This window comes from Roseovarius sp. B-10 (assembly GCF_056859295.1).
Map to the genome: position 1 here is coordinate 183,789 of NZ_JBSXOE010000038.1, position 25,582 is coordinate 209,370.

General features: G+C 67.5%; 26 protein-coding genes. 8 read left to right on the forward strand and 18 right to left on the reverse strand.

What is annotated here, in order from left to right; all coding sequences use genetic code 11:
- Positions 1-55: 55 nt before the first annotated feature.
- The 3 genes from AC13D8_RS15690 to AC13D8_RS15700 form a co-directional block, all read right to left on the reverse strand.
- Complete coding sequence (locus tag AC13D8_RS15690) at positions 56-1,030, reverse strand: calcium/sodium antiporter (protein ID WP_482969604.1); 975 nt, start codon at positions 1,028-1,030, stop codon at positions 56-58.
- Positions 1,031-1,120: 90 nt separating this feature from the next.
- Positions 1,121-1,852, reverse strand: coding sequence for a 2-dehydro-3-deoxygalactonokinase (locus tag AC13D8_RS15695; protein ID WP_482969605.1), 732 nt, complete (start codon positions 1,850-1,852; stop codon positions 1,121-1,123).
- Positions 1,849-2,268 carry a protein tyrosine phosphatase family protein gene (locus AC13D8_RS15700; protein WP_104019840.1) on the reverse strand — a complete coding sequence of 140 codons (420 nt, stop codon included), beginning with the start codon at positions 2,266-2,268 and terminating at the stop codon, positions 1,849-1,851. The genes AC13D8_RS15695 and AC13D8_RS15700 overlap by 4 nt, the downstream gene beginning before the upstream one ends.
- A 132-nt stretch (positions 2,269-2,400) precedes the next feature.
- Between AC13D8_RS15700 and dapB the strand changes: the two genes are divergently transcribed.
- Positions 2,401-3,219, forward strand: coding sequence for a 4-hydroxy-tetrahydrodipicolinate reductase (gene dapB / locus AC13D8_RS15705; RefSeq protein WP_482969606.1), 819 nt, complete (start codon positions 2,401-2,403; stop codon positions 3,217-3,219).
- Between the two features lie 60 nt (positions 3,220-3,279).
- On the forward strand, positions 3,280-3,630 hold the full coding sequence (locus AC13D8_RS15710; protein WP_482969607.1) for a dihydrodipicolinate reductase: 351 nt from the start codon (positions 3,280-3,282) through the stop codon (positions 3,628-3,630).
- Between the two features lie 6 nt (positions 3,631-3,636).
- Here AC13D8_RS15710 and AC13D8_RS15715 read toward each other — a convergent pair whose 3' ends face one another.
- The 8 genes from AC13D8_RS15715 to AC13D8_RS15750 all read right to left on the reverse strand — a co-directional run bounded on the left by AC13D8_RS15715 (position 3,637) and on the right by AC13D8_RS15750 (position 11,641).
- Positions 3,637-4,332, reverse strand: coding sequence for an ABC transporter ATP-binding protein (locus AC13D8_RS15715; protein WP_482969608.1), 696 nt, complete (start codon positions 4,330-4,332; stop codon positions 3,637-3,639).
- A complete protein-coding gene (locus AC13D8_RS15720; RefSeq protein ID WP_482969609.1) occupies positions 4,316-5,041 on the reverse strand; it encodes an ABC transporter ATP-binding protein in 726 nt (241 codons plus the stop codon). Before AC13D8_RS15720 ends, AC13D8_RS15715 begins: the two co-directional genes overlap by 17 nt.
- On the reverse strand, positions 5,038-5,970 hold the full coding sequence (locus AC13D8_RS15725; RefSeq protein ID WP_482969610.1) for a branched-chain amino acid ABC transporter permease: 933 nt from the start codon (positions 5,968-5,970) through the stop codon (positions 5,038-5,040). The genes AC13D8_RS15720 and AC13D8_RS15725 overlap by 4 nt, the downstream gene beginning before the upstream one ends.
- Complete coding sequence (locus AC13D8_RS15730) at positions 5,967-6,893, reverse strand: branched-chain amino acid ABC transporter permease (protein WP_482969611.1); 927 nt, start codon at positions 6,891-6,893, stop codon at positions 5,967-5,969. The genes AC13D8_RS15725 and AC13D8_RS15730 overlap by 4 nt, the downstream gene beginning before the upstream one ends.
- A 16-nt stretch (positions 6,894-6,909) precedes the next feature.
- The gene (locus AC13D8_RS15735) at positions 6,910-7,506 is read right to left on the reverse strand and encodes a hypothetical protein (RefSeq protein ID WP_482969686.1); all 597 of its coding nucleotides are present in this window, start codon (positions 7,504-7,506) and stop codon (positions 6,910-6,912) included.
- 34 nt (positions 7,507-7,540) lie between these two features.
- Positions 7,541-8,827: an ABC transporter substrate-binding protein gene (locus tag AC13D8_RS15740; protein WP_482969612.1), complete on the reverse strand. Its 1,287-nt coding sequence runs from the start codon at positions 8,825-8,827 to the stop codon at positions 7,541-7,543.
- A gap of 95 nt (positions 8,828-8,922) precedes the next feature.
- Entirely contained in the window at positions 8,923-10,287 is a 1,365-nt protein-coding gene (locus AC13D8_RS15745) for a hypothetical protein (RefSeq protein ID WP_482969613.1), read from the reverse strand.
- Between the two features lie 4 nt (positions 10,288-10,291).
- A complete protein-coding gene (locus AC13D8_RS15750; RefSeq protein ID WP_482969614.1) occupies positions 10,292-11,641 on the reverse strand; it encodes an aminotransferase class III-fold pyridoxal phosphate-dependent enzyme in 1,350 nt (449 codons plus the stop codon).
- 182 nt (positions 11,642-11,823) lie between these two features.
- Here AC13D8_RS15750 and AC13D8_RS15755 point away from each other — a divergent pair, with 182 nt between their 5' ends.
- Complete coding sequence (locus AC13D8_RS15755; RefSeq protein ID WP_482969615.1) at positions 11,824-12,678, forward strand: SDR family oxidoreductase; 855 nt, start codon at positions 11,824-11,826, stop codon at positions 12,676-12,678.
- A gap of 109 nt (positions 12,679-12,787) precedes the next feature.
- Here the strand turns inward: AC13D8_RS15755 and groL are convergent, their stop codons facing one another.
- Both groL and groES read right to left on the reverse strand, forming a co-directional pair.
- On the reverse strand, positions 12,788-14,434 hold the full coding sequence (groL, locus tag AC13D8_RS15760; RefSeq protein WP_482969616.1) for a chaperonin GroEL: 1,647 nt from the start codon (positions 14,432-14,434) through the stop codon (positions 12,788-12,790).
- A 52-nt stretch (positions 14,435-14,486) separates the two neighbouring features.
- Positions 14,487-14,798, reverse strand: a complete 312-nt coding sequence (gene groES, locus AC13D8_RS15765) for a co-chaperone GroES (RefSeq protein WP_129433043.1) — start codon at positions 14,796-14,798, stop codon at positions 14,487-14,489.
- Positions 14,799-15,017: 219 nt separating this feature from the next.
- Here groES and AC13D8_RS15770 point away from each other — a divergent pair, with 219 nt between their 5' ends.
- Positions 15,018-15,623 carry an exopolysaccharide biosynthesis protein gene (locus AC13D8_RS15770; protein WP_482969617.1) on the forward strand — a complete coding sequence of 202 codons (606 nt, stop codon included), beginning with the start codon at positions 15,018-15,020 and terminating at the stop codon, positions 15,621-15,623.
- A gap of 130 nt (positions 15,624-15,753) precedes the next feature.
- Here the strand turns inward: AC13D8_RS15770 and AC13D8_RS15775 are convergent, their stop codons facing one another.
- On the reverse strand, positions 15,754-16,494 hold the full coding sequence (locus tag AC13D8_RS15775) for a DUF3800 domain-containing protein (protein ID WP_482969618.1): 741 nt from the start codon (positions 16,492-16,494) through the stop codon (positions 15,754-15,756).
- 335 nt (positions 16,495-16,829) lie between these two features.
- On the opposite strand from AC13D8_RS15775, the gene AC13D8_RS15780 reads away from it, so the two are divergent.
- The gene (locus tag AC13D8_RS15780) at positions 16,830-17,750 is read left to right on the forward strand and encodes a manganese-dependent inorganic pyrophosphatase (RefSeq protein WP_482969619.1); all 921 of its coding nucleotides are present in this window, start codon (positions 16,830-16,832) and stop codon (positions 17,748-17,750) included.
- 104 nt (positions 17,751-17,854) lie between these two features.
- Here AC13D8_RS15780 and ccrA read toward each other — a convergent pair whose 3' ends face one another.
- Entirely contained in the window at positions 17,855-19,144 is a 1,290-nt protein-coding gene (ccrA, locus tag AC13D8_RS15785; RefSeq protein WP_482969620.1) for a crotonyl-CoA carboxylase/reductase, read from the reverse strand.
- 139 nt (positions 19,145-19,283) lie between these two features.
- Positions 19,284-20,663, reverse strand: a complete 1,380-nt coding sequence (locus AC13D8_RS15790) for a 1-acyl-sn-glycerol-3-phosphate acyltransferase (RefSeq protein ID WP_482969621.1) — start codon at positions 20,661-20,663, stop codon at positions 19,284-19,286.
- 304 nt (positions 20,664-20,967) lie between these two features.
- Here AC13D8_RS15790 and AC13D8_RS15795 point away from each other — a divergent pair, with 304 nt between their 5' ends.
- Positions 20,968-22,935: a methylmalonyl-CoA mutase family protein gene (locus tag AC13D8_RS15795; protein WP_482969622.1), complete on the forward strand. Its 1,968-nt coding sequence runs from the start codon at positions 20,968-20,970 to the stop codon at positions 22,933-22,935.
- 27 nt (positions 22,936-22,962) lie between these two features.
- On the opposite strand, the gene AC13D8_RS15800 is transcribed toward AC13D8_RS15795, so the two are convergent.
- Positions 22,963-23,340: a DUF4168 domain-containing protein gene (locus tag AC13D8_RS15800; RefSeq protein WP_482969623.1), complete on the reverse strand. Its 378-nt coding sequence runs from the start codon at positions 23,338-23,340 to the stop codon at positions 22,963-22,965.
- Between the two features lie 182 nt (positions 23,341-23,522).
- Here AC13D8_RS15800 and AC13D8_RS15805 point away from each other — a divergent pair, with 182 nt between their 5' ends.
- Positions 23,523-23,963: a GNAT family N-acetyltransferase gene (locus AC13D8_RS15805; protein WP_482969624.1), complete on the forward strand. Its 441-nt coding sequence runs from the start codon at positions 23,523-23,525 to the stop codon at positions 23,961-23,963.
- A 12-nt stretch (positions 23,964-23,975) separates the two neighbouring features.
- Here AC13D8_RS15805 and AC13D8_RS15810 read toward each other — a convergent pair whose 3' ends face one another.
- Positions 23,976-24,164 carry a DUF1674 domain-containing protein gene (locus AC13D8_RS15810; RefSeq protein ID WP_482969625.1) on the reverse strand — a complete coding sequence of 63 codons (189 nt, stop codon included), beginning with the start codon at positions 24,162-24,164 and terminating at the stop codon, positions 23,976-23,978.
- A gap of 68 nt (positions 24,165-24,232) precedes the next feature.
- Between AC13D8_RS15810 and AC13D8_RS15815 the strand changes: the two genes are divergently transcribed.
- The gene (locus AC13D8_RS15815; RefSeq protein WP_482969626.1) at positions 24,233-25,501 is read left to right on the forward strand and encodes an RsmB/NOP family class I SAM-dependent RNA methyltransferase; all 1,269 of its coding nucleotides are present in this window, start codon (positions 24,233-24,235) and stop codon (positions 25,499-25,501) included.
- Positions 25,502-25,582 lie beyond the last annotated feature (81 nt).

Here is a 25,582-nt window from a genome sequence, read left to right on the forward strand (position 1 = left end):
CCTAGCGCAACAGGCGTTTAGGAATGGTTAACGCCGGGCTTCGCCGGACCGCGGGTCAGGGCCAGAGCACCACGAGATAGGCGACGTAGCCCGTCAGAAGCAGCGCCCCTTCCCGCCGCGAGACGCGCAGCCCGGTGGCCGCGAGCATCACCATCATAACCGTCACCGCCAGCATCACCGGCGCGTCGAACCCGGCGATGGCGGCGGGCACGGGCACCGGCGCGATGAGCGCCGTCACCCCGCCGATCCCGAGGATGTTGACGATGTTGGAGCCGACGATATTGCCAAAGGCCACGTCGCCCTGCCGCCGGATCGCGGCCATCACCGAGGTCACGAGCTCGGGCATCGAGGTGCCGACGGCGACGATGGTCAGGCCGATCACCGTCTCGGGGATGGCAAGCGTCTGCGCCAGCGCCACCGCCCCGCGCACCAGCGCCGCGCCGCCGCCGATCACCAGCGCAAGCCCGCCCAGCGCGATCAGGAGCGGGACCAGCAGGCCACCGGGCCGCGCGGGCAGGGGCGCGAGCGCAGGGTCGAGCGCGGCGAGCGCGGCCTGTTTGTCGTGCAGCGCGCCGGCGGTGGCGGCGCGGTCGTTCCGGATGGTCAGGATCACGTAGACGGCGAGCGCCAGCACAAACGCCGCGCCGATCCCGCGCCCCATCGGGGAGAACGCCGCCAACCCGGCAAAGATCGCGGCCACCGCCAGCATCACCATCGCGTCGCGGCGCAGCGCGGGCTCGGTGACGGCGATGGGAAAAAGCAGCGCCGAGGCCCCGGCGATGAGCAGGATATTGGCGATGTTGGAGCCGACGATGTTTCCCCACGCGATACCCGGCGCGCCCGAAAGCGCGGCCTGCACCGAGGTCACCAGCTCGGGCGTGGAGGTGCCAAAGCCCACCAGCGTGAGGCCGATCACCAGCGGCGAGATGCCGAGCTGTTCGGCCACGCGCACCGCGCCCCGCACCAGCAGGTCTCCGCCGACGATGAGCAGCGCGAGTCCGCCCGCGAGGGGAAGCCAAATGTCGATCATCCTGCCGTCCTTTCGATGAGCGGGGCCGCCGGTATCTGGCCCCGCGCCGAGGCGCGTTCAATGGACGGCGACGGAATATTTCCGGCGTGCTCAGGCGGTTCCGCCGCGCCGGGCGGCAAGCGCGGCGACAGCCGGGGCCAGCAGGTCGTCGGGGTCGTGCCGCGTGACCGGCACGCCCTGCGCTTCGAGCGCCGCGGCCCGCGCGCCGGTTGCCGCCTTGAGGCCAATAAGGTTGACTTCCTGCCCCAGCCAGTAGGGCCGCGCGGCAGCCAGTTCGGCCCCCAGAAGGTGGCCGGTGAGGGCGGCGGGCGCACCCCGCACCTCGGCCACGCGCAGATGTGCGGCAAGGCGCTCGGGGCGGCTCAGCGTATCGGCGAGCGCCTCCGCGTCGGCCTCTTCGGCGGCACCGAGGGCGGCGGCGAGGCGGGGGGTGAGGAAGCTTTGGCAACTCACCGCCTCGCCCGCGCTCAGGTGGACCCAATGCGCGAGCGTGGGGGTCGCCACGCAGGCGATGCCGTCGCGATACGGCGGCACGCCCGCGAGCCCGATCAGCATCAGCCGCGTCCAGCCGTCGAGGCAGTCGGGCGGGGTCTCCTGCGTCAGGCCGGGCAGGCCGCTGCCCACGGTGGCGGGCAGCAGCGCGGCGGGCAGCGGCACGGCCACGCCGTCGCCGATGCGAAACACGGGGCCGGAGGTGGACCCGAGCGCGGCAAGGGCCGCCTCTGCCGTCGCGCCGTGCGCCTCGCCGAGGATGTGCGCGCCGTCGAGCACCAGCGCGCGGCCCCCGGTGCCGTCATGGCCGCACAGGCGCCATGGGCTCATCGCCGGGCCTGAAGCTGCGCGACGAGGCCCGACATGTCATAACCCGCAGCCGAGGTGGCACGCAGGATGGTCTCGGCGCCGAGCGTGTCGTAATTGACAAGGCTCCACATCATCGTGCACCGCGTGCCGGTGCGGCAATAGGCGAGCATGGGCTTGGGCATGTCGTCGAGCGCCGCGCGAAAGGCCGCGACATCGGCCTCGGTCATGGTGGCCGAGGAAAACGGTACGCAGCACGTCTCGAGCCCGGCGGCGCGGGCCGCCTCGGTAACTGCGGATTCATGGGGCTGGCCCGGTTCTTCGTCATCGGGGCGGTTGCACATGATCGAGCGGAACCCCGCGGCGGCGATAGCGGGGATATCCTCGGGCGTGATCTGCGGCGCGACGGAGAAGTCTTCGGTGATCTGGCGCGGCTCCATTGGTGGTCCTTCTGGCTTGGGCGTGTGGCGCGGACTATGCGCGCAAGGGCAGGGCGAGATCAATGCCATCCGCTTGCCGGTTGCGGGGGCGCGGGCTATGCAAGGGGCCAACGCAGGACAGGAGCGGGCGGCATGGGCGAACTTCCAGGCATTGTCATCAACGGCGCATCGGGACGGATGGGGCGGATGCTGGCCCGCGTGGTGGACGAGAGCACCAAGGCGCGGCTCATCGGCGCGCTGGAGCGGCCGGGCCACGACTGGATCGGGCAGGATCTCGGCCACGCGATGGGCGAGGCCGAGATGGGCGTCACGGTGAGCGACGATCCGCTGGAGCTGGTGGCACGGGCGCACGCGGTCATTGATTTCACCGCGCCCGCGGCGAGCGTCGAGATGGCGACGCTGACCGCGCAGGCGCGGGTTGTGCACGTGATCGGCACGACCGGGTTCGACGACGCCGACCTCAAGCGCCTGACGGCCGCGGCGCGGCACGCGGTGATCGTGCGCGCGGGTAACATGAGCCTCGGGGTCAATCTATTGGTGCAGATGACGAAAAAAGTGGCCGCCGCCCTCGACGAGGCGTTCGATATCGAGATCGTCGAGGCCCATCACAACCAGAAGGTCGATGCGCCCTCGGGTACCGCGCTGATGCTGGGCGAGGCGGCGGCCGAGGGGCGCGGCGTAATGCTGGACCGGGTGGCGGATCGCGGTCGCGACGGCATCACCGGGCGGCGCGAGCAGGGTCATATCGGCTTTGCCGCGATCCGTGGCGGCGACGTCGTGGGCGAGCATGACGTGATCTTTGCCGGGGCGGGCGAGCGGGTCATCCTGCGCCATGTCGCCACCGACCGCGCGATTTTCGCGCGCGGCGCGCTGCGCGCCGCGCTCTGGGGGCAGGGGAAGAAGCCCGGCGAATATGACATGATCGACGTGCTCGGCCTTTCGCGCGAGTGATCCGGGCGGCACGCGCCCGCGTATCATGACCGGACACAGGAATGTCGAGGGTCGTGAGCGATGCGTTTGGTTCTTGTCTTGCTGGGTTTGCTGGTCGCACCGATGGCGGCGCAGGCCGAATTCGCTCAGGTGACCGAGCGTGACCGATTCGTGTCGCTGATCGAGGGGCGCGACCTGACGCGCTTTGGCATCCGGCTGGAGGTGACGCCCGATGGCCGCATCCGGGGCAGCGCCTTTGGCCGTGACGTGTCGGGCGCTTGGCGCTGGGCGCAGGGGTATTTCTGCCGCGATCTCTACTGGGGCAGCATGGAACTTGGGGCAAATTGCCAGGCGGTGCGGCAGCGCGGCGATACCCTGCGCTTCATCTCGGACCAGGGAACCGGGCGGTACGCCGATCTCTACCTGCGCTGACGAGGGTCACACGCCCAGATAGCGATCGGCCACCGAGCGGTCGGCGCGCAGTGCGCCCGCGCTCACCACCGGGCCCATGCGCCCGTTTTCAAGGAACGCGACCCGGTCGGCGACCGGCAGCACCGCGTCGAGCCGCTGTTCGACCAGCAGCACCGCCACACCCGCGTCGCGCCTGGCCGCGACCACCTCGCGGATGGCGGCGATCATCGAAGGCTGCAGGCCCTCGGTCGGCTCGTCGAGGAGCAGCACATCGGGGCGCAGGCACAGCGCTCGCGCCAGTGCGAGCATCTGCTGCTCGCCCCCCGACAGCGTCTCGGCCCGCTGACCCAACCGCGCGGCAAGGCGCGGGAACAGGCCCAGCACCTCGTCGCGCAAGCCGCTGTCACCGCCGCGCGCCATCAGCCCGATCTTCAGGTTCTCGGCCACGCTCAGCCCGGCGAAGAGCCGCCGCCCCTGCGGCACATAGCCCAGCCCCGCACGCGGCACCCGGTGCGCGGGCAACCGGTCGAGCCGCTCATCTCCCAGCGTGATCGCCCCGCCCGACAGAGGCACCAGCCCCATGATCGCGCGTAAAAGCGTGGTCTTGCCCGCGCCGTTGCGCCCCATGAGGCACAGGATTTCGCCCCGCTCCAGCGACAGCGACACCCCGTGCAGCACCCGCGCCCGGCCATAGCCCGCCACGATCTCATCCAGTCGCAGCATCGCCCCCGCCCCCCAGATAGGCCGCCTGCACCGCGCGGTTGGCATGGATTTCCCCCGGCGTGCCCTCGGCCAGCACCCGGCCCGCATCCATCACGGTGATCCGCCCGGCCAGCGCCATGATCACGTCCATGTTGTGCTCGATCAGCAGGATCGTCGTCTCGCCTGCCAGATCGCGCACCAGCCGCCCGAAGCCCGCGATCTCGCCCTCGGCCAGACCCTGCGTCGGCTCGTCGAGGATGAGCAGGCGCGGCCGCTGCGCGATGCCCATGGCGATCTCCAGAAGTCGCTGATGCCCGTAGGCCAGATCGCCCGCCATCTCGGCGCCGCGATCCCCGAGGCCGACCCGGTCGAGCGCCGCTGCCACCGCGGACCCGACCGCCGCACCCCGCGCCCGCCGCCGGGCGGCGAGCGCCACGTTCTCGACCACGGACAGCCCGGCAAAGACCGACGTGATCTGAAACGTGTAGGCCATGCCGAGGCGCATCCGCCGGTGCGCGGGCATATGCGTGATGTCGCGCCCGTCGAACGTCACCCGCCCCGCGCTTGGTGCGATGCGCCCCGCGATCATGCCCACCAGCGTGGTCTTGCCCGCGCCGTTGGGGCCGATGAGCGCGCGCACCTCGCCCTCGACGATGTCGAGATCGACGCCATCCACCGCCCTCAGCCCGTCGAAATCGCGGGTCAGCCCCCGCACGCGCAGCAGGCTCATGGCAGCCCCCGCCACAGCCTGCGCCGCACCTCGCCCATCAGGCCCTGCGGTGCGTAGAGCGTGAGCAGAACCAGCGCCACCCCGGCGATCAGCATGTAGGCTGTGGTCACCCCCGAGGCGAGGTCGATCAGGTAGAACATGAACAGCGCGCCGACGAACGGCCCCAGCACCGTGCCCGCCCCGCCCAGCAGCACCCACAGAAGCGGCAGGATCGAATATTGCACCTCGGCAAAGCTTGCGCCGACATAGCCGAACAGGATCGCATAGGCCGCCCCCGCCGCCCCCGAGATCGCCCCCGACAGGATCATCGCGCCGCGCTTGTGCGCCTGCGTGTCATAGCCCAGCATCCGCGCGCGCTCCTCGTTTTCGCGGATCGCCACCAGCACCCGCCCGAACGGCGCGCGCGCCAGCGCGAGGCTCCCCACCAAGCAGCCCGAGAACAGCGCCAGCGCCGCGAGGTAGCGCGCATCGGCTGTGCCAAGGTCGAGGCCCAGTAGCATCCGCCCCGCCTGCGGCAGCACGAAGCCCTCGTCGCCGCCGGTCCAGTCTCCGAAATACAGGATCGTCAGGTATCCCGCCTGCGCGAACATCAGCGTCACGATCATGAACGCCACCCCGCGCGTGCGCAACGCCACCAGCGCCAGCGCCACCGCGACCACCGCCGCCGCCACCGTCCCGGCCAGCATCGCGGCCCCCGCGCCCGCGCCCCCATGCTGTACCAGCAGCCCCGCGCCATACATGCCCGAGGCAAAGAACAGTGCATGTCCGAGGCTCAGTAGTCCGGCATAGCCGAACAGCAGGTTGTAGCCGATGCCATAGCTTGCCAGCACCATCACCCGCGCGAGATTGCCGTGGTGATAGGCGGGCAGGGTGAAATGCAGCGCGCCCAGCACCGCCAGCAGGCCCAGGTGCAGCGCCAGCACCCTCATGGCGCGCGTGTCCCGAACAGGCCTTGTGGTCGGAACACCAGCACCAGCGCCACCATCAGCGTGGCGACGATCTTGGCCAGCGTCGGCGAGAAGAACACCGAGATGATCCCGTCCGACAACCCGATCAGCACCGCCGCAAGCAGCGTGCCGGGCAGGCTGCCAAGCCCGCCGATGATGACCACCACGAAAGACAGGAGCAGCGGATCGCCCCCCATCAGGTAATGTGCCTGCCGGATCGGCACGATCAGCACCGCGGCCAGCGCCGCCAGCCCCGCGCCCAGCCCGAAGGTGAGCGCGTAGACCCGCTCGACGGGGATGCCGAAGGCGGTGGCCATCTCGCGGTCGGCCTGCGTGGCGCGCAGCACGAGCCCCGCCCGCGTGCGCGACATGAACAGCCACAGCGCCCCCACCATTGCCGCCGCCGCACCGATCACCGCCAGCTTCCAGGTGGTGGTACTGAGCCCCCAGGGCCAGCCGATCTGCCAACCCTCCGCGCCCCGCTCCAGCCAGGGCAGCGCGATGCGCGCGTCGAACGGGGCGACCACCGGTCGCGCCTCGGGGCCGTAGGTCATCAGTGTGAGTTGCTGGATGATGTAGAGCAGCCCGATGGTGGCCACGATGGTGCGCTCGGGGTCGTAGGACAGTCGCCGCAGCACCGTGAGGTCCGCCGCCACCGCCAGCGCCCCCACCATCAGCGGCGCCGCCACCATTGCGGCGGCGAAGCCCCATCCGGGATGCCCGCCGATGCCTTGCGTGATCCACCACGCAATCACCGCGCCCAGCATGAAGAACTCGCCATGCGCGATGTTGACCACCCGCATCACCCCGAAGACGAGGCTCAGCCCCGATGCGGTGAGCGCGAGCACCGCCGCCGTCACCGCGCCTTCGATAAGCGCGAGTACGAGGTGAGGCCCGAATTCCATCAGCGGCGCGCCACGGTCATTCCGGGACGAACTCCGCGCCGTCCATCAGGATGCGCTGATCGTCGGTCAGCGTCACGATCTGCCCGTGCTTGCGCTCCAGCGCGCGCGCGACCACCTCGTTGCGCGGCTCCCAGTTATAGGCGTCGTCCTCGCGTACCGGCATCCATGTCAGCCGTCCGCCCTTGCGCCACGGATCGAGGATGATCCCGTCGTCATAATCTGCGCCCTTCGCGCTCACGATGGCGGTGGAGTGTTCCAGCCGAAAGGCGTTGTCGGCATTGGCCACCGCGCGGTGCAGGTCGAGCGTGGCAAACCGCTCCTGCGCGAGCCGCTTTTCCATGTCATGCGCCCAGTGCCAGCACAGGCCGCGCGGCTTGATGCCGAGGTTGACCTTGGTATTGTGGATGATCGGCGGGTCGGTGATCTCGTATTCGAGGGCAAGGCGGTGGCTGTGCGCGTAGGATATCTCGGCCGCACGTCGCGCCTCGTCGCGGTCCACTTCCGGCCCGAGCGCGGCGATAGCGGCGGCGAGCCGCGACACCTCGTCCGGCGTGGCGGCGGGTGGCGGCCCGCCGCAGGCGGCCAAGGCCACCAGCGCCAGCGCCCCGATCATGCGCAGGATGCCCGCCGTCACGCTCGGCCCTCCCTCAGAATGGCTGTGCCGTGTAATCCACCATGTCGGGATAGAGTGTATCCTCGATCGAGGTGCGATGCACGCGAATGAGCCGCCCGCCCTCGACCCGGCTGATGTTCTGGTGGCCAAATACCTGGTGCGTGCGCCCGTTGAAACGCTTGGCACCCTGCGGATGGGCGAGGCTCTCGGGCATGTCTTCCATCGCCTCCACCGCCTCGATCAGCGCGGCGCGATCCTGCGGGCCAGCGTATCCCGCTGCCTCCATCCCCGCCTTGATGACGTGCAGCGTCTCCCAGCAGCCGAACATGTGGCCATAGGTGGACACGTCGCGCGCATCGCTCAGCGCCGCGCCGCGGTCGTCCACGCCCACCGCCGCGCGATAGGCCGCCGCGTGCTCGCTGTCGTCGGGCTGCGCGTGGCGGCACATGCCTTCCCAGAAGTGACTGCCCTCCAGGAATTCGAGGCCGGGACTGTCGATCGCCACCGCTTCGAGGCTGTCGATGAAACCGAACAACTCCGGTCCCTGCCCACCAAAGAACTCGCCCAGCTCCTTGACGAAGGTTAGCACGCCGGGGCCGACCATGACATGATACAGCACCTCGGTGTCGCGCGGGATGCGCGGGAAATAGCGGGTGAACGAGGTCTCGGTCGGCGGAATCGCGATCCGCTCCAGTATCTCGCCACCCTGCGCCTCGATGGCGGGGCCGAGCGCGTCGCGGTGATCATAGCCGAACCCGTAATCGGGAAAGATCATCGTGACCTTCTTGCCGAGCGTATCGGTGATGAAGGGCGCCATCGAGATCACCTGGCTCTTCACATCCGTGATGCCGGGCTGGAGCGTGTATCGGTTGAGCATCCCCGAGGCGACATGCGTACCCTCCGAGACCACGAAATACGGCAGCTTCAACTCGCCCGCGCGCGGGGCAGAGCCGATGACGACATGGGAAAACAGCGTGCCAAAGCCCACGTCCACCTTGTGCTGATTGGCGAATTTCTCGACCACCTCGGCGCCGCGCTTGGGATCGGTGCCGTCATCCTCGGCGACGATCTCCACCGGTCGTCCGTTGATGCCGCCGCCCTCGTTGATGAGCTGGACCGCCGCCTCGGTCGCCCGACCGTACCAGCGCCCATAGGCCGCGCCGATGCCGGTGCGGTGCTGCTGGAACCCGATGCGGATGGGCGCCGCGCTCTGGGCATGGGTATAGCGCGCCCACATCGGCAGGCTCGCAGCGGCGATGCCGCCTGTCAGCGCGCGCATTGCGCCGCGCCGCGTGGTGGTGGCTTTGGTCTTGACGGTCATGGGCGGGTCTCCGCTTCGGTCTTTCGCACTTGCGGCAAGGATCACCGCGCGCGCAACATGCGCAAGCCCGCCCCCCCTGTCCAGCCTCTTTCGCCTCAGGCACCGCGCGGCGTGGCCAACAGCCACAGGCCGAACACCGTGTAGCCCACCATGAACAGCGCCAGCGGTGCCTGCCCCAGGGTGGCCCGCCACGCCGATTGCCCGGCGCGCAGCGCAATCACATGCGCCAGCATCAGCGCCGTCACGTGGCCCGCCACCACGGCTCCCGCCTGCACCAGCCAGATCGCGCGCACCGGGCCGGGGCTGCTCATGAACCCGGCAGTGACGTGGGGATGGCCGAGGTGCAGCGCCTCGACGATCCCGGCCCACACGTACTGCCCGTCGAGCAGCAGCGACGGCAGGTAATGCGCGATGTGATAGGCCAGCGCGATCGGCAGCAGCGTGGGCGCAAACCGGCAAAACAGCGCGGCCACCCCCTCGCGCATGCCCGCCAGCCGCGCGCCCAGCCACAGCGCGCCGCCGAACACCGCGAGCAGCGCGGCATTGGCCAGCGCGAGCCCGGCGAGGTTGGGACCGATCACCGCCGACCGCCCGGGAAATTCCAGCGGGTTGATCGCCAGCAGGTCGAGCCACAGGAAGGTCTCGTTGAGCCCGTCGAAACTGCCGCTGCCCAGCAACAGCAACAGCAGCACGGCGTGACCCGGTGCCGGCTGCGGCCCCCGCGCGATCCGCCAGCCGGGCACGCCCAGCGCGCGCCGCCCGTCCCGTCGCCCCACGGGGGCCACCCGCGCATAGGCCCGCATCAACAGCGTCAGCGCCTCGCCGCGCACCAGCCAGCGCCGCCCGAACAGCACCACGCCGGCCAGCATCGCCAGCGCGTAGCCCCCCGCCACCAGCGCCAGCCGCGCCGGATCGGCGGGGGCGGGATCGGCCAGCAGGAACCCGGCAAAGCCGAGAAAGCCGATCACTCCCGGCCAGTGGCCCATCGCGCGCGGATAGCGCAGCGGTGCCCGTCTGCGGACCCGCGCCAGCAGCATCGCCGCGCCCGCCCACGGGTTGATCCGCGCCCAGATGTTGCCGACCACACCTTGCGCGCTTACCAGTGCCATCCAGAACACCACCCACACCGCCAGCGTCAGCGGATTGCCCAGCGGGTCGCGCGATCCGGCCCAGCCCTGCCAGACGAGCCAGACGAGCAGCGGCACCGCCAGCACGCGACCCGCCTGGCCGGCCAGCCCCGTGCCCCGCGCGCGCCACATCGTCACAGGCCGGAACGCCGCCGCCGCCACGTGCCCCGGCAGCGCCGCCAGCAGCACCACGGTCAGCACCATCACCGCGCCACCGGCGGCGATGTAGATATCGGTGGGCAACAGCAGCACAAAGCCCTGCTCGGTCGCATGGGCCTGCGCCGCCCGCGCCGTGGCGGCCCAGAGCACGGCCACTGCCAGAAGATGTCTCACCGCGTCAGGCCGCCGAGAACCCGGCATCGAGCGCCGATAGGATCACGTCGATGTCGGCCTCGCTGATCACCAGTGGTGGCGACATCAGGATGTTGTGCGCGCCCAGCCGCACCATCGCGCCCGCCTCATAGGTGGCGGTGTGGATGCGTTGCATCGTCTCGGCGTCCATCGGTGTCTTGGCGGCGCGGTCCGACACGATCTCGATCCCGGTCAACAGCCCGTGCCCGCCGCGCACATCGCCGATGATGTCGTGCTTTTCGGCCAGTCGCCGCACGCCCTCGTAAAGCTGCGTGCCGCGCTGGCCTGCGTTGGTCCTGGTATCCAGACGCAGCGTCTCGGACAGGCACGCCACCACCGCCGCCGACCCGACCGGATGGGCGGAATAGGTGTAGCCGGTCCACAGCGTGCCGCGCGCATCCGCTGCTTCGAACACCTCGGCCACCTCGCCCGAGACGAGCACGCCGCCCACCGGGAAATAGCCCGACGTCACGCCCTTGGCCATCGTCACCATGTCGGGCTGCACACCCCAGTGCCGCGCGCCGGTCCAGTCGCCGGTGCGCCCGAAGCCGCAGATCACCTCGTCGGAAATCATCACGATACCGTAGCGGTCGCAGATGTCGCGCATGCGGCCCATGAACGACGCGTCCGGCACGATCACCCCGCCCGCGCCGAGGATCGGCTCCATGATGAAGGCGGCGATGGTGGATGGATCCTGGAACTCGATCTCGTCCACCATCGCGGCGGCGATCTTCTCGGTCAGCCGCGCCGGATCGCTTTCGTCAAACGGATTGCGATAGGGGTAGGGCGCGGGGATGTGGAAACAGCCGGGCAGCAACGGCTCGTAATTGATACGAAAGCGGTTGTTGCCGTTGACGCTCGCCCCGCCCCAATGGGTGCCGTGATAGCCCTTCTTGAGGCTGAGGAACTTGGTGCGCGTGGGCTCTCCGCGCAGGCGGTGGTATTGCCGCGCCAGCCGCAGCGCCGTGTCGACGCTGTCCGACCCGCCCGAGGTGAAGAACACCCGCTCCATCCCGTCATCGGCAAAGAATTCGCGCACAGCATAGGCGGCCTCGATCGAGGCCGGGTTGGTGGTGCCGCCAAAGCCCGAGTAATAGGGCAACTGCCAGAGCTGATCGGCGATCGCCTGCTTCACCGCGTCGTTGGAATAGCCCAGGTTCACGCACCACAGCCCGCCCACGGCATCGACCACCGAATGCCCGTCGATATCCCAAAGCCGCACGCCCTCGGCGCTCTTGATGATGCGTGGCGGGTTGGCTCGCGCGTCGCCCGGGTGGCCCATCGGCTGCCACATGTGGCGGCCATTCATCTCGCGCAGGAAATTGTCGTCCTTCATGGGGCTGCCTCCGGCAAGGGTTACACGTTTGATCAAACCGTGCCACTGCCACCGGGGGCTGTCCAGAGGCCGCGTCGCCGGAACCGACGAACGGGCGAGGGGGCGCGCCCGGCGCGCTGCAGCCGCGGCGCAAGCGGGCGCCGCCTCTTGCCAATCCCGCCGCGCCGCGCGATGAACCGGGCATGGGCAAGGTGCTTCTCTCCTTTGGTCACGGCTATTCGGCGCGGGCGCTGGCACGGCGGCTCTTGCCGCGGGGCTGGCGCGTCTTGGGCACCACCCGCGACCCGGCCAGGGCCGAGACCCTGCGCGCCGAGGGGGTCACGCCGCTCCTGTGGGACCGCGACGATGTGGCCGGCGCGCTGGACGAGGCCACCCACCTGCTCAGTTCCGCAGGCCCGACCGAGGCGGGCGATCCGGTGCTGGCACGCCACCGCGACGCCATCGCCGCAGCCGCGCCCGGTCTGGAATGGGCGGGCTACCTCTCGACCACCGGCGTCTACGGCGACCATCAGGGCGGCTGGGTGGACGAGACCACCCCGCTCACCCCTTCCACGACCCGCGGGCAGCGGCGCGTCGCGGCAGAGGCCGAATGGCAATCCATTCCCGGCCTGCCGCTGCACATCTTCCGCCTCGCGGGCATCTACGGCCCCGGGCGCGGCCCGTTCGAAAAGGTGCGGCAAGGCACCGCCCGGCGGATCGTCAAGCCGGGGCAGGTGTTCAGCCGCATCCACGTCGACGATATCGCTCAGGTGCTCGAAGCCTCCATCGACCGCCCCCGCCCTGGCGCCGTCTACAATCTTTGCGATGACGACCCGGCTCCGCCCGAGGACGTGATCGCCCACGCCGCCGACTTGCTGGGCCTGCCGGTGCCCGGGGCAATCCCGTTTGACGAGGCCGAGATGACGCCGATGGCGCGTTCGTTCTATGCCGAATCGAAACGCGTCTCGAACCGGCGCATCAAGGAGGAACTCGGCGTGCGCCTCCTCCACCCCGATTACCGCAGCGGGCTGCGCGCGCTGCTGGCCGAAGAGGGCTGATCCCGCCCCTTCATCTTTCCTCAAATACTCAAACACGCCACGGCCCGAACAAAAAAAGGGCCGCGCACTGCGCGACCCTTTCCCTTGGCTTCAAAGGCCGGGGGCTGACTTACATCATGCCGCCCATGCCGCCCATGTCGGGCATGCCGCCGCCGCCGCCACCGGCGCCTTCTTTCTGCGGCTTGTCGGCCACCATCGCCTCGGTGGTGATCAGCAGGCCAGCGATCGAGGCTGCATCCTCGAGCGCGGTGCGAACCACCTTGGCCGGGTCGATCACGCCGAACTTGAACATGTCGCCATATTCGTCGGTCTGCGCGTTGTAGCCGAACTTGAGATCGTCGCTCTCGCGGATCTTGCCCGCGACAACCGATCCGTCCACGCCCGCGTTCTCGGCGATCTGGCGCAGCGGCGATTCGAGCGCCTTGCGCACGATCATGATCCCGGCGTTCTGATCGGTGTTGGCCCCGGTCAGCCCCTCGAGCGCCTTGGCGCCCTGCACGAGGGACACGCCGCCGCCGACGACGATACCTTCCTGCACCGCGGCGCGGGTCGCGTTGAGCGCGTCATCGACGCGGTCCTTGCGCTCCTTCACCTCGGTCTCGGTCATGCCGCCGACGCGGATCACGGCCACACCACCGGCAAGCTTGGCCACGCGCTCCTGGAGCTTCTCGCGGTCATAATCCGAGGTGGTGTCCTCGATCTGGGTGCGGATCTGGGCGACGCGCGCCTCGATCTCGTCCTTGCTGCCGTGACCGTCGACGATGGTGGTCTCGTCCTTGGTGATGTTCACCGTCTTGGCCGAGCCGAGCATGTCCATCGTCACCGATTCGAGCTTCATGCCCAGATCCTCGGAGATCACCTGGCCGCCCGTGAGGATCGCGATGTCCTGGAGCATGGCCTTGCGGCGATCTCCAAAGCCCGGCGCCTTGACGGCCGCGATCTTGAGGCCGCCGCGCAGCTTGTTGACCACGAGCGTGGCGAGCGCCTCGCCCTCGACGTCCTCGGCGATGATGAGCAGCGGTTTCTGCGACTGGATCACCTGCTCGAGCAGCGGCACCATCGGCTGGAGGCTCGACAGCTTCTTCTCGTGCAGCAGGATGAGGCAGTCATCAAGCTCGGCGATCATCTTGTCGGAGTTGGTGACGAAATAGGGGCTGAGATAGCCACGGTCGAACTGCATCCCCTCGACCACTTCGGTCTCGGTCTCGAGGCCCTTGGCTTCCTCGACGGTGATGACGCCCTCGTTACCGACCTTCTGCATCGCGTCTGCGATCATCTGGCCGATCTCGCTCTCGCCGTTGGCAGACACGGTGCCGACCTGCGCGACTTCCTCGGAATTCTCGACCTTGCGCGCCGCCGCCTTGATGTGCTCGACGACCTTCTTGGTCGCGAGATCGATGCCGCGCTTGAGGTCCATCGGGTTCATGCCCGCGGACACGGACTTGATGCCTTCGCGGACGATCGCCTGTGCCAGCACGGTGGCGGTGGTGGTGCCGTCGCCGGCCTCGTCATTGGTGCGGTTGGCCACTTCCTTGACCATCTGCGCGCCCATGTTCTCGAACTTGTCCTCAAGCTCGATTTCCTTGGCGACAGACACGCCGTCCTTGGTGATGCGCGGCGAGCCAAAGCTCTTGTCCAGCACCACGTTGCGGCCCTTGGGGCCGAGCGTCACCTTGACCGCGTCGGCCAGGGTGTTGACGCCCCGCATCATGCGGTTGCGGGCGTCGGTATCGAATCGTACGTCTTTAGCAGCCATGTTCGGATACTCCTGCTTATTCGTTGTTTCCGGGTCAGACGATGCGCGGCCTTCAGGCGGCCTTGGCGGCCTTGTCGTCGTCGATGATCCCGAGGATGTCGCTTTCCTTCATGATCATCAGCTCTTCGCCGTCGATCGTGACCTCGGTGCCGGACCACTTGCCGAACAGGACCGTATCGCCGGCCTTGACGGCCATCTCGATCAGTTCGCCATTGTCCTTGCGCGCACCGTCGCCAACGGCGACGACCTGGCCTTGCTGCGGCTTTTCCTTGGCGGTTTCGGGGATGATAAGACCCCCGGCGGTTTTTTCTTCGCTCTCCACGCGGCGGACGAGCACGCGGTCATGCAGCGGTTTGAATGCCATCTTCGAGGCTCCTTGGCTCAAAGTTTCCCTATTGAATGATCCCCGGCGGGGATCATTAGCACTCACTCTATTCGAGTGCTAACGGCGCAGAAGTAGGGAGTGCGAGGAAGCCTGTCAACTCCTTCGTTCGAGAAAAAGAACGCGAAGCCACGACGCTGGATAACCCGGCCGCAAGCGGCTATTTCCCGGCCGACCGCCATCCGCCGTGAAAGAGGCCCGATGACCATCCGCCCCGCCCCTCCGAACGACAACCTGACCCGCCTCCTCGACCGGATCGAGGCAGAGACTGGCGACGGCGCGGTGTCGGTGCGCGACGTGCTGGCAATCCTTGGGCCCCGCGCCTTCACGCCGATGCTGCTTGTGCCAAGCCTCGTTCTTGTCTCGCCCGCCTCGGCGATCCCCGGCGTGCCGAGCATCCTGTCGGCGCTGGTGGGGCTGGTGGCGTTGCAGATGCTGCTGGGGCACGATCGGATCTGGCTGCCGCGCGTGCTCTTGGATCGCGCGCTCGACGCCGTGCGCTTCGCCCGCGTCCTGCGCGCGCTGCGTGGCCCGGTCGCGTGGATCGACCCGCTGATAAACGAGCGCCTGACATGGCTCGCCGACAAGCCCGGCAACATCCCCGCGCTGGCGATCTGCGCCACCGTCTCGTTCTTCATGCCGCTGATCGAGTTCGTGCCCTTCCTCACCTCGATCCTCGCCGCGGCCATCGCTCTCTTCGCCACCGGCATGTTCGTCCGCGACGGGCTGTTGGTGCTTGTGGGCTACGGCCTCGTCTCGGGCGGCGCGGTGCTGGCGACAGGGGCGGTGCAGGCGGTGGCGGGCTGAGGGAAGGGGGATGGTCCGGGAGGCAGGTGTGCGGGACGGAGTGTGCTGTCGCTGCGGCTAGCTTGAAGGTTTGCTTCCGCTGAACATAGCTGTCTCCATCACGCGAAATCCGGTGGGCATATACCAAAGTTCAATCTCTGATGCCGCTTCTAACCGCGCATCGGTGCAATCGCGCGGCGAAGTAGGTCGCGAATATCTCGTTTTCAGCATACTCGTCAGGGGCCTTCCAATAGGCACCGAGGCGACCTGTCAGGCCGGCAATCCAATCGGCGGCCTGCATGGTCTGGTAGCGGTGGCTTTCTAATTGAAATGGTGGCTCGACGAGGCAGCGTCGCTGATCGGTTCCATACATGGCGATCGCCGCTTGTGTAACGAGGGCCGACCGCTGGTCGTGTTCGTCGAGGGCGAGGAGGAACTGATCGCAGGGTGTGCAATCCTCTGCACAGTGCTGGTCAATGCGCTTGATCGCCTCACGCAGAATATGCCTGTAGAGGGCGTTTGCATCGTGGACGTCGGGGGCGTCGTGCTTGCCTTGGCCGACATAGAAGGCAAAGCCGCCGAGCGTTTTTATCTTATTGAAAAGCCGGTTGGTAAAGTTGCGCAGCTCTCGATAGGTCTTGACGTTCCGGACCGTGTAGAGTGCCGAGCCCTTCTTTTCCCAAACGGATGGATGCATATCCGAGCGGTTGATCTCGAACTTCAGTAGTTCACATTTCCGCTGATAGAACCAAGTTCCAAAGTTGCGGACTTCCTCAACGGGAATCACAAGCCCGGCAAGACCGAAGACTGGGCTATCGTTGTGTTGGGGATCATCACGGCTAATGTAGGGGCCGATGTGGCCAAACTCATCCAAATAGGCAATGTAAGTCAAAGCACACCCCAGAAACACGAAAACCCGCGCTTGCGCGCGGGCCTCGGAATGAGGGCAACACAAGTTTGCGCCTCGTAGAAGTAGGTAGTCGATCAGGCTTCGATTGTCAACTTCATCAAAGCCGCCGCGCAACCTTCACTCAGGACTCCCACCCGCCATCTGCCCCTTCCCCCAAGCGTGCCAGACCTGAGCATCCCCCACCTCCAGAGCCCCTCGGGTTAAGCCCGAGGGTAACGAACGCACCATCTTCGCCGCAGTGCAGCATTCCCGGGTGACAATCCTCGCCCACATCCCTATAAGGCGCGCGAAACACCCGCAGCATTCAGGACAGACCCATGACCACACTCGTCTTCGGCCACAAATCGCCCGACACCGATTCCACCGGCTCGCCCATCCTGTGGGCGTGGTATCTCAACGAGGTGCAGGGCGGCGATGCCGAGCCCGTCCTCCTCGGCGAGCCCAATACCGAGGCCGCCTTCATGCTCGACCGCTGGAACCTGCCCAAGCCGCGCATCATCGACGGCGTCGAGGCCGGTCAGCCCTGCGTCGTGGTGGACACCAACAACCCCGCCGAATTGCCCGAGGCGATCAACGACGCCGACGTGCGCGCGATCATCGACCACCACAAGCTCGTCGGCGGGTTGGAGACGAAAGGGCCCATCGACATCACGGTGCGCCCGCTGGCCTGCACCGCGACGATCATGGTCGATCTCATGGGCGATGACGCCGCCAAGATGCCCGAGGCGATGAAGGGCGCGGCGCTGACCTGCATCCTCTCGGACACGCTCGAATTCCGCTCGCCCACCACGACCGACCACGACAAGGCGGTGGCCGAACGCCTCGCCGCCGATCTGGGCGTCTCGATCCCCGAGTACGCCGCCGAGATGTTCGCGGCCAAGTCCGACGTCTCGGCCTTTTCCGATGCCGAGCTGCTGCGGATGGATTCCAAGGAATACGAGGCGGGCGGCAAGAAGTTCCGCGTGAGCGTTCTGGAGACGACCGCGCCGGCCACCGTGCTCGACCGCAAGACGAGCCTGATGGACAGCATGACGACCGTCGCCGCCGAGGATGGCGTCGACCAGGTGCTCCTGTTCGTGGTGGACATCCTCAACGAAGAGGCGACGCTCCTGGTCCCGAACGATCTGGTCAAGACCGTCGCCGAGAAGAGCTTTGGCGCCACCGTCTCGGGCGACGTGGTGGTCCTGCCCGGCGTGATGAGCCGCAAGAAGCAGATCATCCCCAACCTGGCGCTCTGAATTTTCACCGCCGGAGTACCGACAGAATACCGACGTGATACCGACATGAAAAAAGGCCCGCGGTGGACACCTCCCGCGGGCCTTGTCATGTCCGGTTCGGCGGCTCAGCCGCGCCCGGCCTCGATCACGTCCTCGACCGTCCGAAGCCCGGTGCGCGGGGCCTGAACCAGCACCGCCATGTTGCCCGGCTTGTGCTCGTTGCGCAGCATCTTGGTATGCGCCCGCGGGATATCGGCCCAGGGAAAAACCTCGGACATACAAGGGTCTAGCCGCCGCTCAACCATCAGCTTGTTGGCCGCCGACGCCTGCTTGAGATGGGCGAAATGGCTGCCCTGCAGGCGCTTCTGGTGCATCCACATGTAGCGCACGTCGAAGGTGCAGTTGAACCCGCTCGTCCCTGCGCAGATCACAACCATGCCGCCCTTCTTGCACACCAAGCTCGACACCGGAAAGGTCGCCTCGCCAGGATGCTCGAACACCATATCCACACTGACCCCTTTGCCCGTTATGTCCCAGATAGCCTTACCAAATTTCCGCGCTTCCTTGAGCCACGCGTTGTATTCCGGCGTGTTCACCTTGGGCAGTTGACCCCAGCAGTCGAACTCTTTGCGGTTGATCACGCCCTTGGCCCCCTGGTCCAGGACGAACTGCCGCTTGCTCTCGTCAGAGATCACGCCGATCGCGTTGGCGCCCGCCGTGTTGGCCAACTGGATCGCGTAGGAGCCGAGCCCCCCCGACGCCCCCCACACCAGCACGTTCTGCCCGGGTTTCAGATCATGCGGCGCGTGGCCGAACAGCATCCGGTACGCAGTGGCAAGGGTGAGCGTGTAGCACGCGCTCTCCTCCCATGTCAGGTGACGGGGGCGCGGCATGAGCTGTTGCGCCTGCACCCGCGCGAACTGAGCGAATGAGCCGTCCGGCGTCTCGTAGCCCCAGATGCGCTGCGTGGGCGAGAACATCGGATCGCCACCGTTGCACTCCTCATCGTCGCCGTCGTCCTGGTTGCAGTGGATCACCACCTCGTCGCCGACCTTCCAGCGCTTGACCTTGTCGCCCACCTTCCAGACGATGCCAGCCGCATCCGATCCCGCGATGTGATACTCGGCACCGTGGCCGTCAAACGGGCTGATTGGCTGACCTAGCCCGGCCCAGACACCGTTGTAGTTGACGCCCGCCGCCATCACCAGAACCAGCACCTCGTGGCTGTCGATCTCCCAGGTATCGACCACCTCCTGTTGAAATGAGGTTTCCGGTTCGCCGTGACGCTCGCGGCGGATGGCCCAGGCGTACATCTGCTTCGGGACATGCCCCAGCGGGGGCATTTCGCCGATCTTGTAGAGGTCCTTCTCGGGCGCCTCGTAGGGCGCGATACCGGTATGCGTGTCCAAGGCCATCACCTGTCTCCTGTGCGCGGATGCCGCAATGCAGAATCGCGGCGGTCTGACCACGGGATACTGTCGAAGAGGTAATATTGCAATAGCATCAGGCTACGTTTTTGTAATTTTATGACCTTGCGAGTGCAGAATACCTGTATCAATCCTCGCTGCACTCGCGAAAGAGGTGGGCGATAGAGGCCGCATAATACCGCACCATCGCGCGCTCTCGGGGAACGATTTGGACCTGGTCGTCCTCCTGCGAAACGATGCCGCGGTCGGTCAGCGCACGCAGGCCAAACCGCGCCACCGCCGCCGCGCCGTCCTCGTCATCCTCTTCCGGACGAGGCATCGCCCGGGGCACCTGCGCAAGCATTTCGGCCACCGCCGTATCGAGCGCCGCGCGGTCGAGCGTGCCACCCGCGCAGATGAGCGCCCGCGCGACGAGCGGCACCGGCAGTACTGGCACCTCGGCGCCGATCCGTGCCATCAGAGTTTCGGCCAGTTTTTCGACCCCTCCGCCGGGGTCGTCACGCTCGAAAGCCGCAAGCGACAGCGGCGCGCCGAAGCTGACGGCGGCATAGCCGTGCCGGTGATAACGGCCCCGCAGCCGGAGCCAGACTTGCCAGAGCACGAATCGCGCCACCACCGAGATGCGCGCGGGAAATCGCCGCGCGCCTTTCTCTGCGGCTGCGACCAGCAACCGGTCCTCGAACACACGGTCGTAATTGAGCGCCACCGGCACGAAAACCACGTCGCGCGCATCTGGGCTGCGCTCTTCCACGAGGTATTTGAGCAGGCCCATCTTCGGCGGCTGTAACATGCCGGTGAGGCTCAGCCCGCCCTCAGGGAACACCGCCTGGGTCACGCCGCCGTCGGTCGCCAGCCCGACATAGCGCGCCAGCACCCGGCGGTAGAGAGCCCCGCGAGACCGGCGCCGGATAAAATAGGCCCCCATCGCCCGGATCATCCGTGACAGCGGCCAGACCCGTGCCCATTCGCCCACGGCATAACTGAGGGCCGAGCGGTCGGCAGCCAGCCACGTGACCAGCACGTAGTCCATGTTGGAGCGGTGGTTCATCACGAAGACCACAGTCGCCTCGCGGTCGATGCCGCCGAGCTTCTCGTCGAAATTCCCTAGCCGCACCCGGTAGAGCGTCCGGCTCAGCACCCGCGCCGCGCGGATGGCAAAGCCGAAATAGAGGCTTGCACTGAAACTCGGGACGATCTCGCGGGCGTAACGGCGGGCGCGCTCGAAAGCGACATCTTCGGGAATGCCCTCCGCTTGCGCCTCTGCGGTCACTGCGCGCAGCACCGCCGGGTCGTAGATGAGCCGCTGAATCATGTCATGGCGGCGGGCGAGCTTGAACGGCTCGATGGGCCGTTCCAGCCGCGCGTTGAGCCGCGCAACCGCGCGCTCCATCCGGCGACGAAAGAACCAGCGGACAGACGGGAACAGGAAATGGCTTGCGAAGGTGACGGCGGCAAAGGCCACCAGCAGGATCAGCGCCCAAAGGGGCATTTCAACCGTTTGCGCCATGCGGTCAGATAAGCAGGGAACGTAGCCTCGGTAAATGGCCCGTGAAATGCCCCGTGTGTGTCGTTCGCGCCCATTGTCGTCATCTGGCTTGACCGGACGATGTCTTGCCCATGAGGTTCGCGCGTCGAGTCCGAGGGAGACGGAGCAGGCGGCTCTTGCGCGCTCTTGCCGCGTTGCAGCGAATTGACAGCGTCCGTTTGTTGCCTTATCCCCGTCCCGAACGTAAGAAAATTGCGCAACCAATTCCCGAGGTCCGCCCATGTCGCAGACGCAGCAAGCTCCCAAAGGGGACCAGAAGACCGGCATGTCCGATCGCCAGGCCGATCGTCCGTGGCTCATCCGCACCTATGCGGGCCATTCGACGGCGCAGGCTTCGAACGCGCTCTACCGGTCCAACCTCGCACGAGGGCAGACCGGGCTTTCGGTGGCGTTCGACTTGCCTACCCAGACGGGCTATGACAGCGATCATGTGCTGGCGCGCGGCGAGGTGGGCAAGGTGGGTGTGCCAGTCTGTCACCTTGGCGACATGGAGACGCTGTTCGACCGGATCCCGCTGGATCAGATGAATACCTCGATGACGATCAACGCCACCGCGCCGTGGCTCTTGTCGCTCTATATCGCCGTGGCCGAGCGGCAAGGAGTGGACACGACCAAGCTGCAAGGCACGGTGCAGAACGACCTCATCAAGGAATATCTCAGCCGTGGCACCTATATCTGCCCGCCCGCGCCCTCGCTGCGAATGATCGGCGACGTGGCCGAGTACTGCTACAAGCACATCCCCAAGTGGAACCCGATGAACGTGTGTTCCTATCACCTGCAAGAGGCAGGCGCGACGCCCGAGCAGGAGCTGGCCTTCGCGCTCGCCACGGCCACAGCAGTGCTCGACGAGCTGAAACCGCGCGTCCCGGCAGAGGACTTCCCGGTGCTTGCCGGGCGGATCAGCTTCTTTGTCAACGCCGGTATCCGCTTCGTCACCGAGATGTGCAAGATGCGCGCATTCGTCGATCTGTGGGACGAAATTTTGCAGGAACGCTATGGCGTCGAGGACCCGAAGTTCCGCCGCTTCCGCTATGGCGTGCAGGTGAATTCGCTTGGCTTGACCGAGCAGCAGCCGGAGAACAACGTCTACCGCATCCTCATCGAGATGCTGGCGGTGACGCTGTCGAAAAAAGCCCGCGCGCGCGCCGTGCAACTGCCCGCCTGGAACGAGGCATTGGGCCTGCCGCGCCCGTGGGACCAGCAGTGGTCGATGCGGATGCAGCAGATCCTCGCTTACGAGACCGACCTTCTGGAATTCGACGACCTGTTCGACGGCAACCCTGCCGTTGATGCCAAGGTCGAGGCGCTCAAGAACGGCGCGCGGCACGAACTGGCGAATATCGACGGCATGGGCGGGGCAGTGTCGGCCATCGAGTACATGAAATCGCGACTGGTGGAGAGCAACGCAGACCGGCTGGGCCGCATCGAGGCGGGCGAGACCGTGGTCGTGGGCGTGAACAAGTGGCAGGAAGGCGAGCCTTCGCCGCTGCAATCCGAGGATGGCGGGATCATGGTCGTCGACCCGGGCGTCGAGGCCGATCAGATCGCCCGGCTTGACGCGTGGCGCGCGGCGCGTGACACGGACGCGGCGGAGCGGGCGCTGGCCGATTTGCGCGCGGTGGCGCGGGAGGGGCGTAACATCATGCCCGCCTCCATCGCCTGCGCGCAGGCGGGCGTCACCACCGGCGAATGGGCCGCCGAGATGCGTGCCGTGCATGGCGAGTATCGCGGGCCGACCGGAGTATCACCCAGCCCATCGAACCGCACCGAGGGGCTCGACGATCTGCGCGAGGCGGTAGACGCGGTGTCGGGGCGGCTGGGCAAGCGGCTGAAGTTTCTCATGGGAAAGCCGGGGCTCGACGGGCATTCGAACGGGGCCGAGCAGATCGCCTGCCGCGCCCGCGATTGCGGTATGGACATCCGCTACGAGGGCATTCGCCTCACGCCCGAACAGATCGTCGCCTCAGCAATCGAGGACGAGGCGCATGTGGTGGGCCTGTCGATTCTATCGGGCAGCCACATGCCGCTGATGGAAGAGCTGATGGAGCGCATGCGCGCCGCTGGCCAGGGCCACGTGCCGGTGATCGTCGGCGGTATCATCCCCGAAGAGGACGCCGCGCGCCTGCGCGAAATGGGGGTGGCGCGGGTCTACACGCCCAAGGATTTCGAACTTAACACCATCATGATGGACATCGTCACACTTGCCGATCCAAGGGCGGTGGCGGCGGAATAATCCGCCGCCCTGCCTGGTCAGTCGGGGTCACTGCTCGCGAACCTCGGTGATGCGCGCGATGATCCGCTGGTTGAGCGCGTCGCTCTCGCCGGCGGCATTGGCGATGGCCACGTAGCTGTCGAGATCCATGTTCTCGACCCCGTCCACGGCGGCCGCGGCGGCGGTGTTGGCTTCCTCGGCGAGCGCCTGCTGCTGCGCCTCGTCCTCGACCGCGTCGATCCGCGGGCCGTAATCCTTGCGCACCTCTTCCACTGCGAGAATGGCATCGACAAAGGCCACGACCTGCGCTTCGGTCACGTCCTCTGCGGCAATCTGCGGCGGTGGCGTCTGTTGCGCAGCAAGCGGCGTGGCAAGTGCAATCGCGGTGGCACCCAGAATGCTGGCAAGTCGGGTTCTGAACGTCAAGATCGTCTCCTGTCTGTTATCGCTGCCGTCACCCTTCGCGGGCAACACTGCCCGTGACGTGCACGCTCGGGTCGCGCACGGCAACCCATTGAGCAAAAAAATGCCGAGAGTCGCGGCATTTCCCGTTGCCGCGACGCGGGCGGACGGTGCAGGATGGGCGCTCTCGCGCGAGGAGCTGCCCCATGTCCCTGACGATCCGTCCCCTGGAGACCGGCGACAAGCCCGCCTGGGTGCCGCTCTGGCGGGCCTATCTCGATTTTTACGAGACCACGTTGCCTGATGCTGTCTATGATGTGACGTTCGCGCGGCTCACCTCGACCGACCATCCAGACCAGAATGGTCTGATCGCGCTGGAGGACGGGCGCGCTGTGGGGCTGGTGCATTTCATTTATCATCCGCACAACTGGCGGATTGAGAAGGTGTGCTACCTGCAGGACCTCTTCGCCGCCCCCGAGGCGCGTGGACGCGGCGTGGGACGGGCGCTGATCGAGGCGGTCTACGCGCGTGCCGACGCGGATGACTGCCCCTCGGTCTATTGGCTGACGCAGGATTTCAACACGAGGGCGCGGCAGCTTTATGACCGGATCGGCAGGCTCACGCCTTTCATCAAGTACAGCCGTTAGACCGACTAGGGCTCAGAAGTCGATGGCGAGGCCCATCTTCTCCCAATCGCCGTAGCGCACAGGCTCGAGCCCCTCGCGCCGCCCGCCAAGTTCGGGTGGCAGGTTGGGATCGCCGGCGGCCTTGCGGCGGCGTTCCTCGGCTTCGGCAAGTGCGCGCTGGGCGGCGGGGGGCAGGTCGCGGGGGTTGTCGTCAGTGCTCATGCTTGGCCTTTCCCATCCTGGTCGGGCTTGATATATCGCGCCACCTGCCAAAGGCCAAGGATTTGACCATGCCTGCCTCCCCCTGCTCTGCCCGCGCCGCGGCCGCGCGCCTGCTCGACCAGGTGCTGGTCGAGGGGCAGCTGTTGTCCGAGGCACTGTCGCAGGGCACGCTCGACGCGCTGCCACCCGCTGACCGGGCGCGCGCGCAGCGGCTGGCAATGGAGACGTTTCGGGGGCTGGAACGCGCCGACCGGCTGATCGCGCGACACACCCGAAAACCCCCGCCCTTGCCTGTGCGCAATGTATTGCGGCTGGCGGTGAGCGAACTGGCGCAGGGCGGCGAGGCGCACGGGGTGGTGAGCGAGGCGGTCGCCATCGTGGGGGCGAGCGCCCGGCACAAGCGGCTTTCAGGCATGGTCAACGCGGTGCTGCGCAAGCTGGCGGACGAAGCACCGCGCGTGTGGAGTGACCTGCGCGTGCCGCGCCTTCCCGGCTGGCTGCGCGTGCCGTTGGTGGCGGCCTGGGGCAAGGGCGCGGTCGCGGCGATGGAGCGCGCGCATCTGGCGGGCGCACCGCTCGACCTGACGGTGAATGGCGATGCGGAGGACTGGGCCGCGCGGCTGGGCGGTGACGTGCTGCCGACGGGGTCGGTGCGGCTGCGGGAGGCGGGGCAGGTGACGGCGTTGCCGGGCTATGACGCGGGCGCGTGGTGGGTGCAGGATGCCGCGGCGGCGATGGCGGCAAAGGTGCTGGCCCCGCAGCCCGGCGAGACGGTACTCGACATGTGCGCCGCGCCTGGCGGCAAGACCCTGCAACTGGCAACAAGCGGCGCGGCAGTGACGGCGCTAGATATATCGGCGCGGCGAATGGAGCGGGTGGCGGATAACCTCGCGCGCACCGGGCTGAGTGCGACGGGCGTCGTTGCCGACGCGCTGACGCATGAGGGGTGCTATGACGCGGTGCTGCTGGACGCGCCCTGTTCGGCCACCGGCACGATAAGGCGGCACCCTGATCTTCCCCACGCGCGCGACGGTGCCGGGATCGGCGAGTTGATCGGGATGCAGGCAGCCATGCTCGATCACGCGCTTTCGCTCCTGAAACCCGGCGGGCGGCTGGTTTTCTGCACCTGCTCGCTGCTGCCCGACGAGGGGGAATGCCAAGTGGACGAGGCGCTGGCGCGACACACCGACCTGACCGTCGATCGCGCATCGCTCGACCTGCCGGGGATCGAGCCGGGATGGATCACCGAGGAGGGTGGGCTGCGCCTGCGCCCGGACTACTGGCCAGAGCGCGGCGGCATGGACGGCTTCTACATCGCCTGCCTGCGGCGCGGGTAGGCATGTCCCGCATCACCCTCCGGCCTTATTGGATATCTTTGGTCCAAGAGGCCCCCGGATCAAGGTCGAGGGACACCGAGA

What these genes read in the sequence shown, in the direction of transcription:
- AC13D8_RS15690 (WP_482969604.1), bottom strand. Translation starts at nt 1,030, where the DNA reads ATGATCGACATTTGGCTTCCCCTCGCGGGCGGACTCGCGCTGCTCATC.
- AC13D8_RS15695 (WP_482969605.1), bottom strand. Translation starts at nt 1,852, where the DNA reads ATGAGCCCATGGCGCCTGTGCGGCCATGACGGCACCGGGGGCCGCGCG.
- AC13D8_RS15700 (WP_104019840.1), bottom strand. Translation starts at nt 2,268, where the DNA reads ATGGAGCCGCGCCAGATCACCGAAGACTTCTCCGTCGCGCCGCAGATC.
- dapB (WP_482969606.1), top strand. Translation starts at nt 2,401, where the DNA reads ATGGGCGAACTTCCAGGCATTGTCATCAACGGCGCATCGGGACGGATG.
- AC13D8_RS15710 (WP_482969607.1), top strand. Translation starts at nt 3,280, where the DNA reads ATGCGTTTGGTTCTTGTCTTGCTGGGTTTGCTGGTCGCACCGATGGCG.
- AC13D8_RS15715 (WP_482969608.1), bottom strand. Translation starts at nt 4,332, where the DNA reads ATGCTGCGACTGGATGAGATCGTGGCGGGCTATGGCCGGGCGCGGGTG.
- AC13D8_RS15720 (WP_482969609.1), bottom strand. Translation starts at nt 5,041, where the DNA reads ATGAGCCTGCTGCGCGTGCGGGGGCTGACCCGCGATTTCGACGGGCTG.
- AC13D8_RS15725 (WP_482969610.1), bottom strand. Translation starts at nt 5,970, where the DNA reads ATGAGGGTGCTGGCGCTGCACCTGGGCCTGCTGGCGGTGCTGGGCGCG.
- AC13D8_RS15730 (WP_482969611.1), bottom strand. Translation starts at nt 6,893, where the DNA reads ATGGAATTCGGGCCTCACCTCGTACTCGCGCTTATCGAAGGCGCGGTG.
- AC13D8_RS15735 (WP_482969686.1), bottom strand. Translation starts at nt 7,506, where the DNA reads ATGATCGGGGCGCTGGCGCTGGTGGCCTTGGCCGCCTGCGGCGGGCCG.
- AC13D8_RS15740 (WP_482969612.1), bottom strand. Translation starts at nt 8,827, where the DNA reads ATGACCGTCAAGACCAAAGCCACCACCACGCGGCGCGGCGCAATGCGC.
- AC13D8_RS15750 (WP_482969614.1), bottom strand. Translation starts at nt 11,641, where the DNA reads ATGAAGGACGACAATTTCCTGCGCGAGATGAATGGCCGCCACATGTGG.
- AC13D8_RS15755 (WP_482969615.1), top strand. Translation starts at nt 11,824, where the DNA reads ATGGGCAAGGTGCTTCTCTCCTTTGGTCACGGCTATTCGGCGCGGGCG.
- groL (WP_482969616.1), bottom strand. Translation starts at nt 14,434, where the DNA reads ATGGCTGCTAAAGACGTACGATTCGATACCGACGCCCGCAACCGCATG.
- groES (WP_129433043.1), bottom strand. Translation starts at nt 14,798, where the DNA reads ATGGCATTCAAACCGCTGCATGACCGCGTGCTCGTCCGCCGCGTGGAG.
- AC13D8_RS15770 (WP_482969617.1), top strand. Translation starts at nt 15,018, where the DNA reads ATGACCATCCGCCCCGCCCCTCCGAACGACAACCTGACCCGCCTCCTC.
- AC13D8_RS15780 (WP_482969619.1), top strand. Translation starts at nt 16,830, where the DNA reads ATGACCACACTCGTCTTCGGCCACAAATCGCCCGACACCGATTCCACC.
- ccrA (WP_482969620.1), bottom strand. Translation starts at nt 19,144, where the DNA reads ATGGCCTTGGACACGCATACCGGTATCGCGCCCTACGAGGCGCCCGAG.
- AC13D8_RS15790 (WP_482969621.1), bottom strand. Translation starts at nt 20,663, where the DNA reads ATGGCGCAAACGGTTGAAATGCCCCTTTGGGCGCTGATCCTGCTGGTG.
- AC13D8_RS15795 (WP_482969622.1), top strand. Translation starts at nt 20,968, where the DNA reads ATGTCCGATCGCCAGGCCGATCGTCCGTGGCTCATCCGCACCTATGCG.
- AC13D8_RS15805 (WP_482969624.1), top strand. Translation starts at nt 23,523, where the DNA reads ATGTCCCTGACGATCCGTCCCCTGGAGACCGGCGACAAGCCCGCCTGG.
- AC13D8_RS15810 (WP_482969625.1), bottom strand. Translation starts at nt 24,164, where the DNA reads ATGAGCACTGACGACAACCCCCGCGACCTGCCCCCCGCCGCCCAGCGC.
- AC13D8_RS15815 (WP_482969626.1), top strand. Translation starts at nt 24,233, where the DNA reads ATGCCTGCCTCCCCCTGCTCTGCCCGCGCCGCGGCCGCGCGCCTGCTC.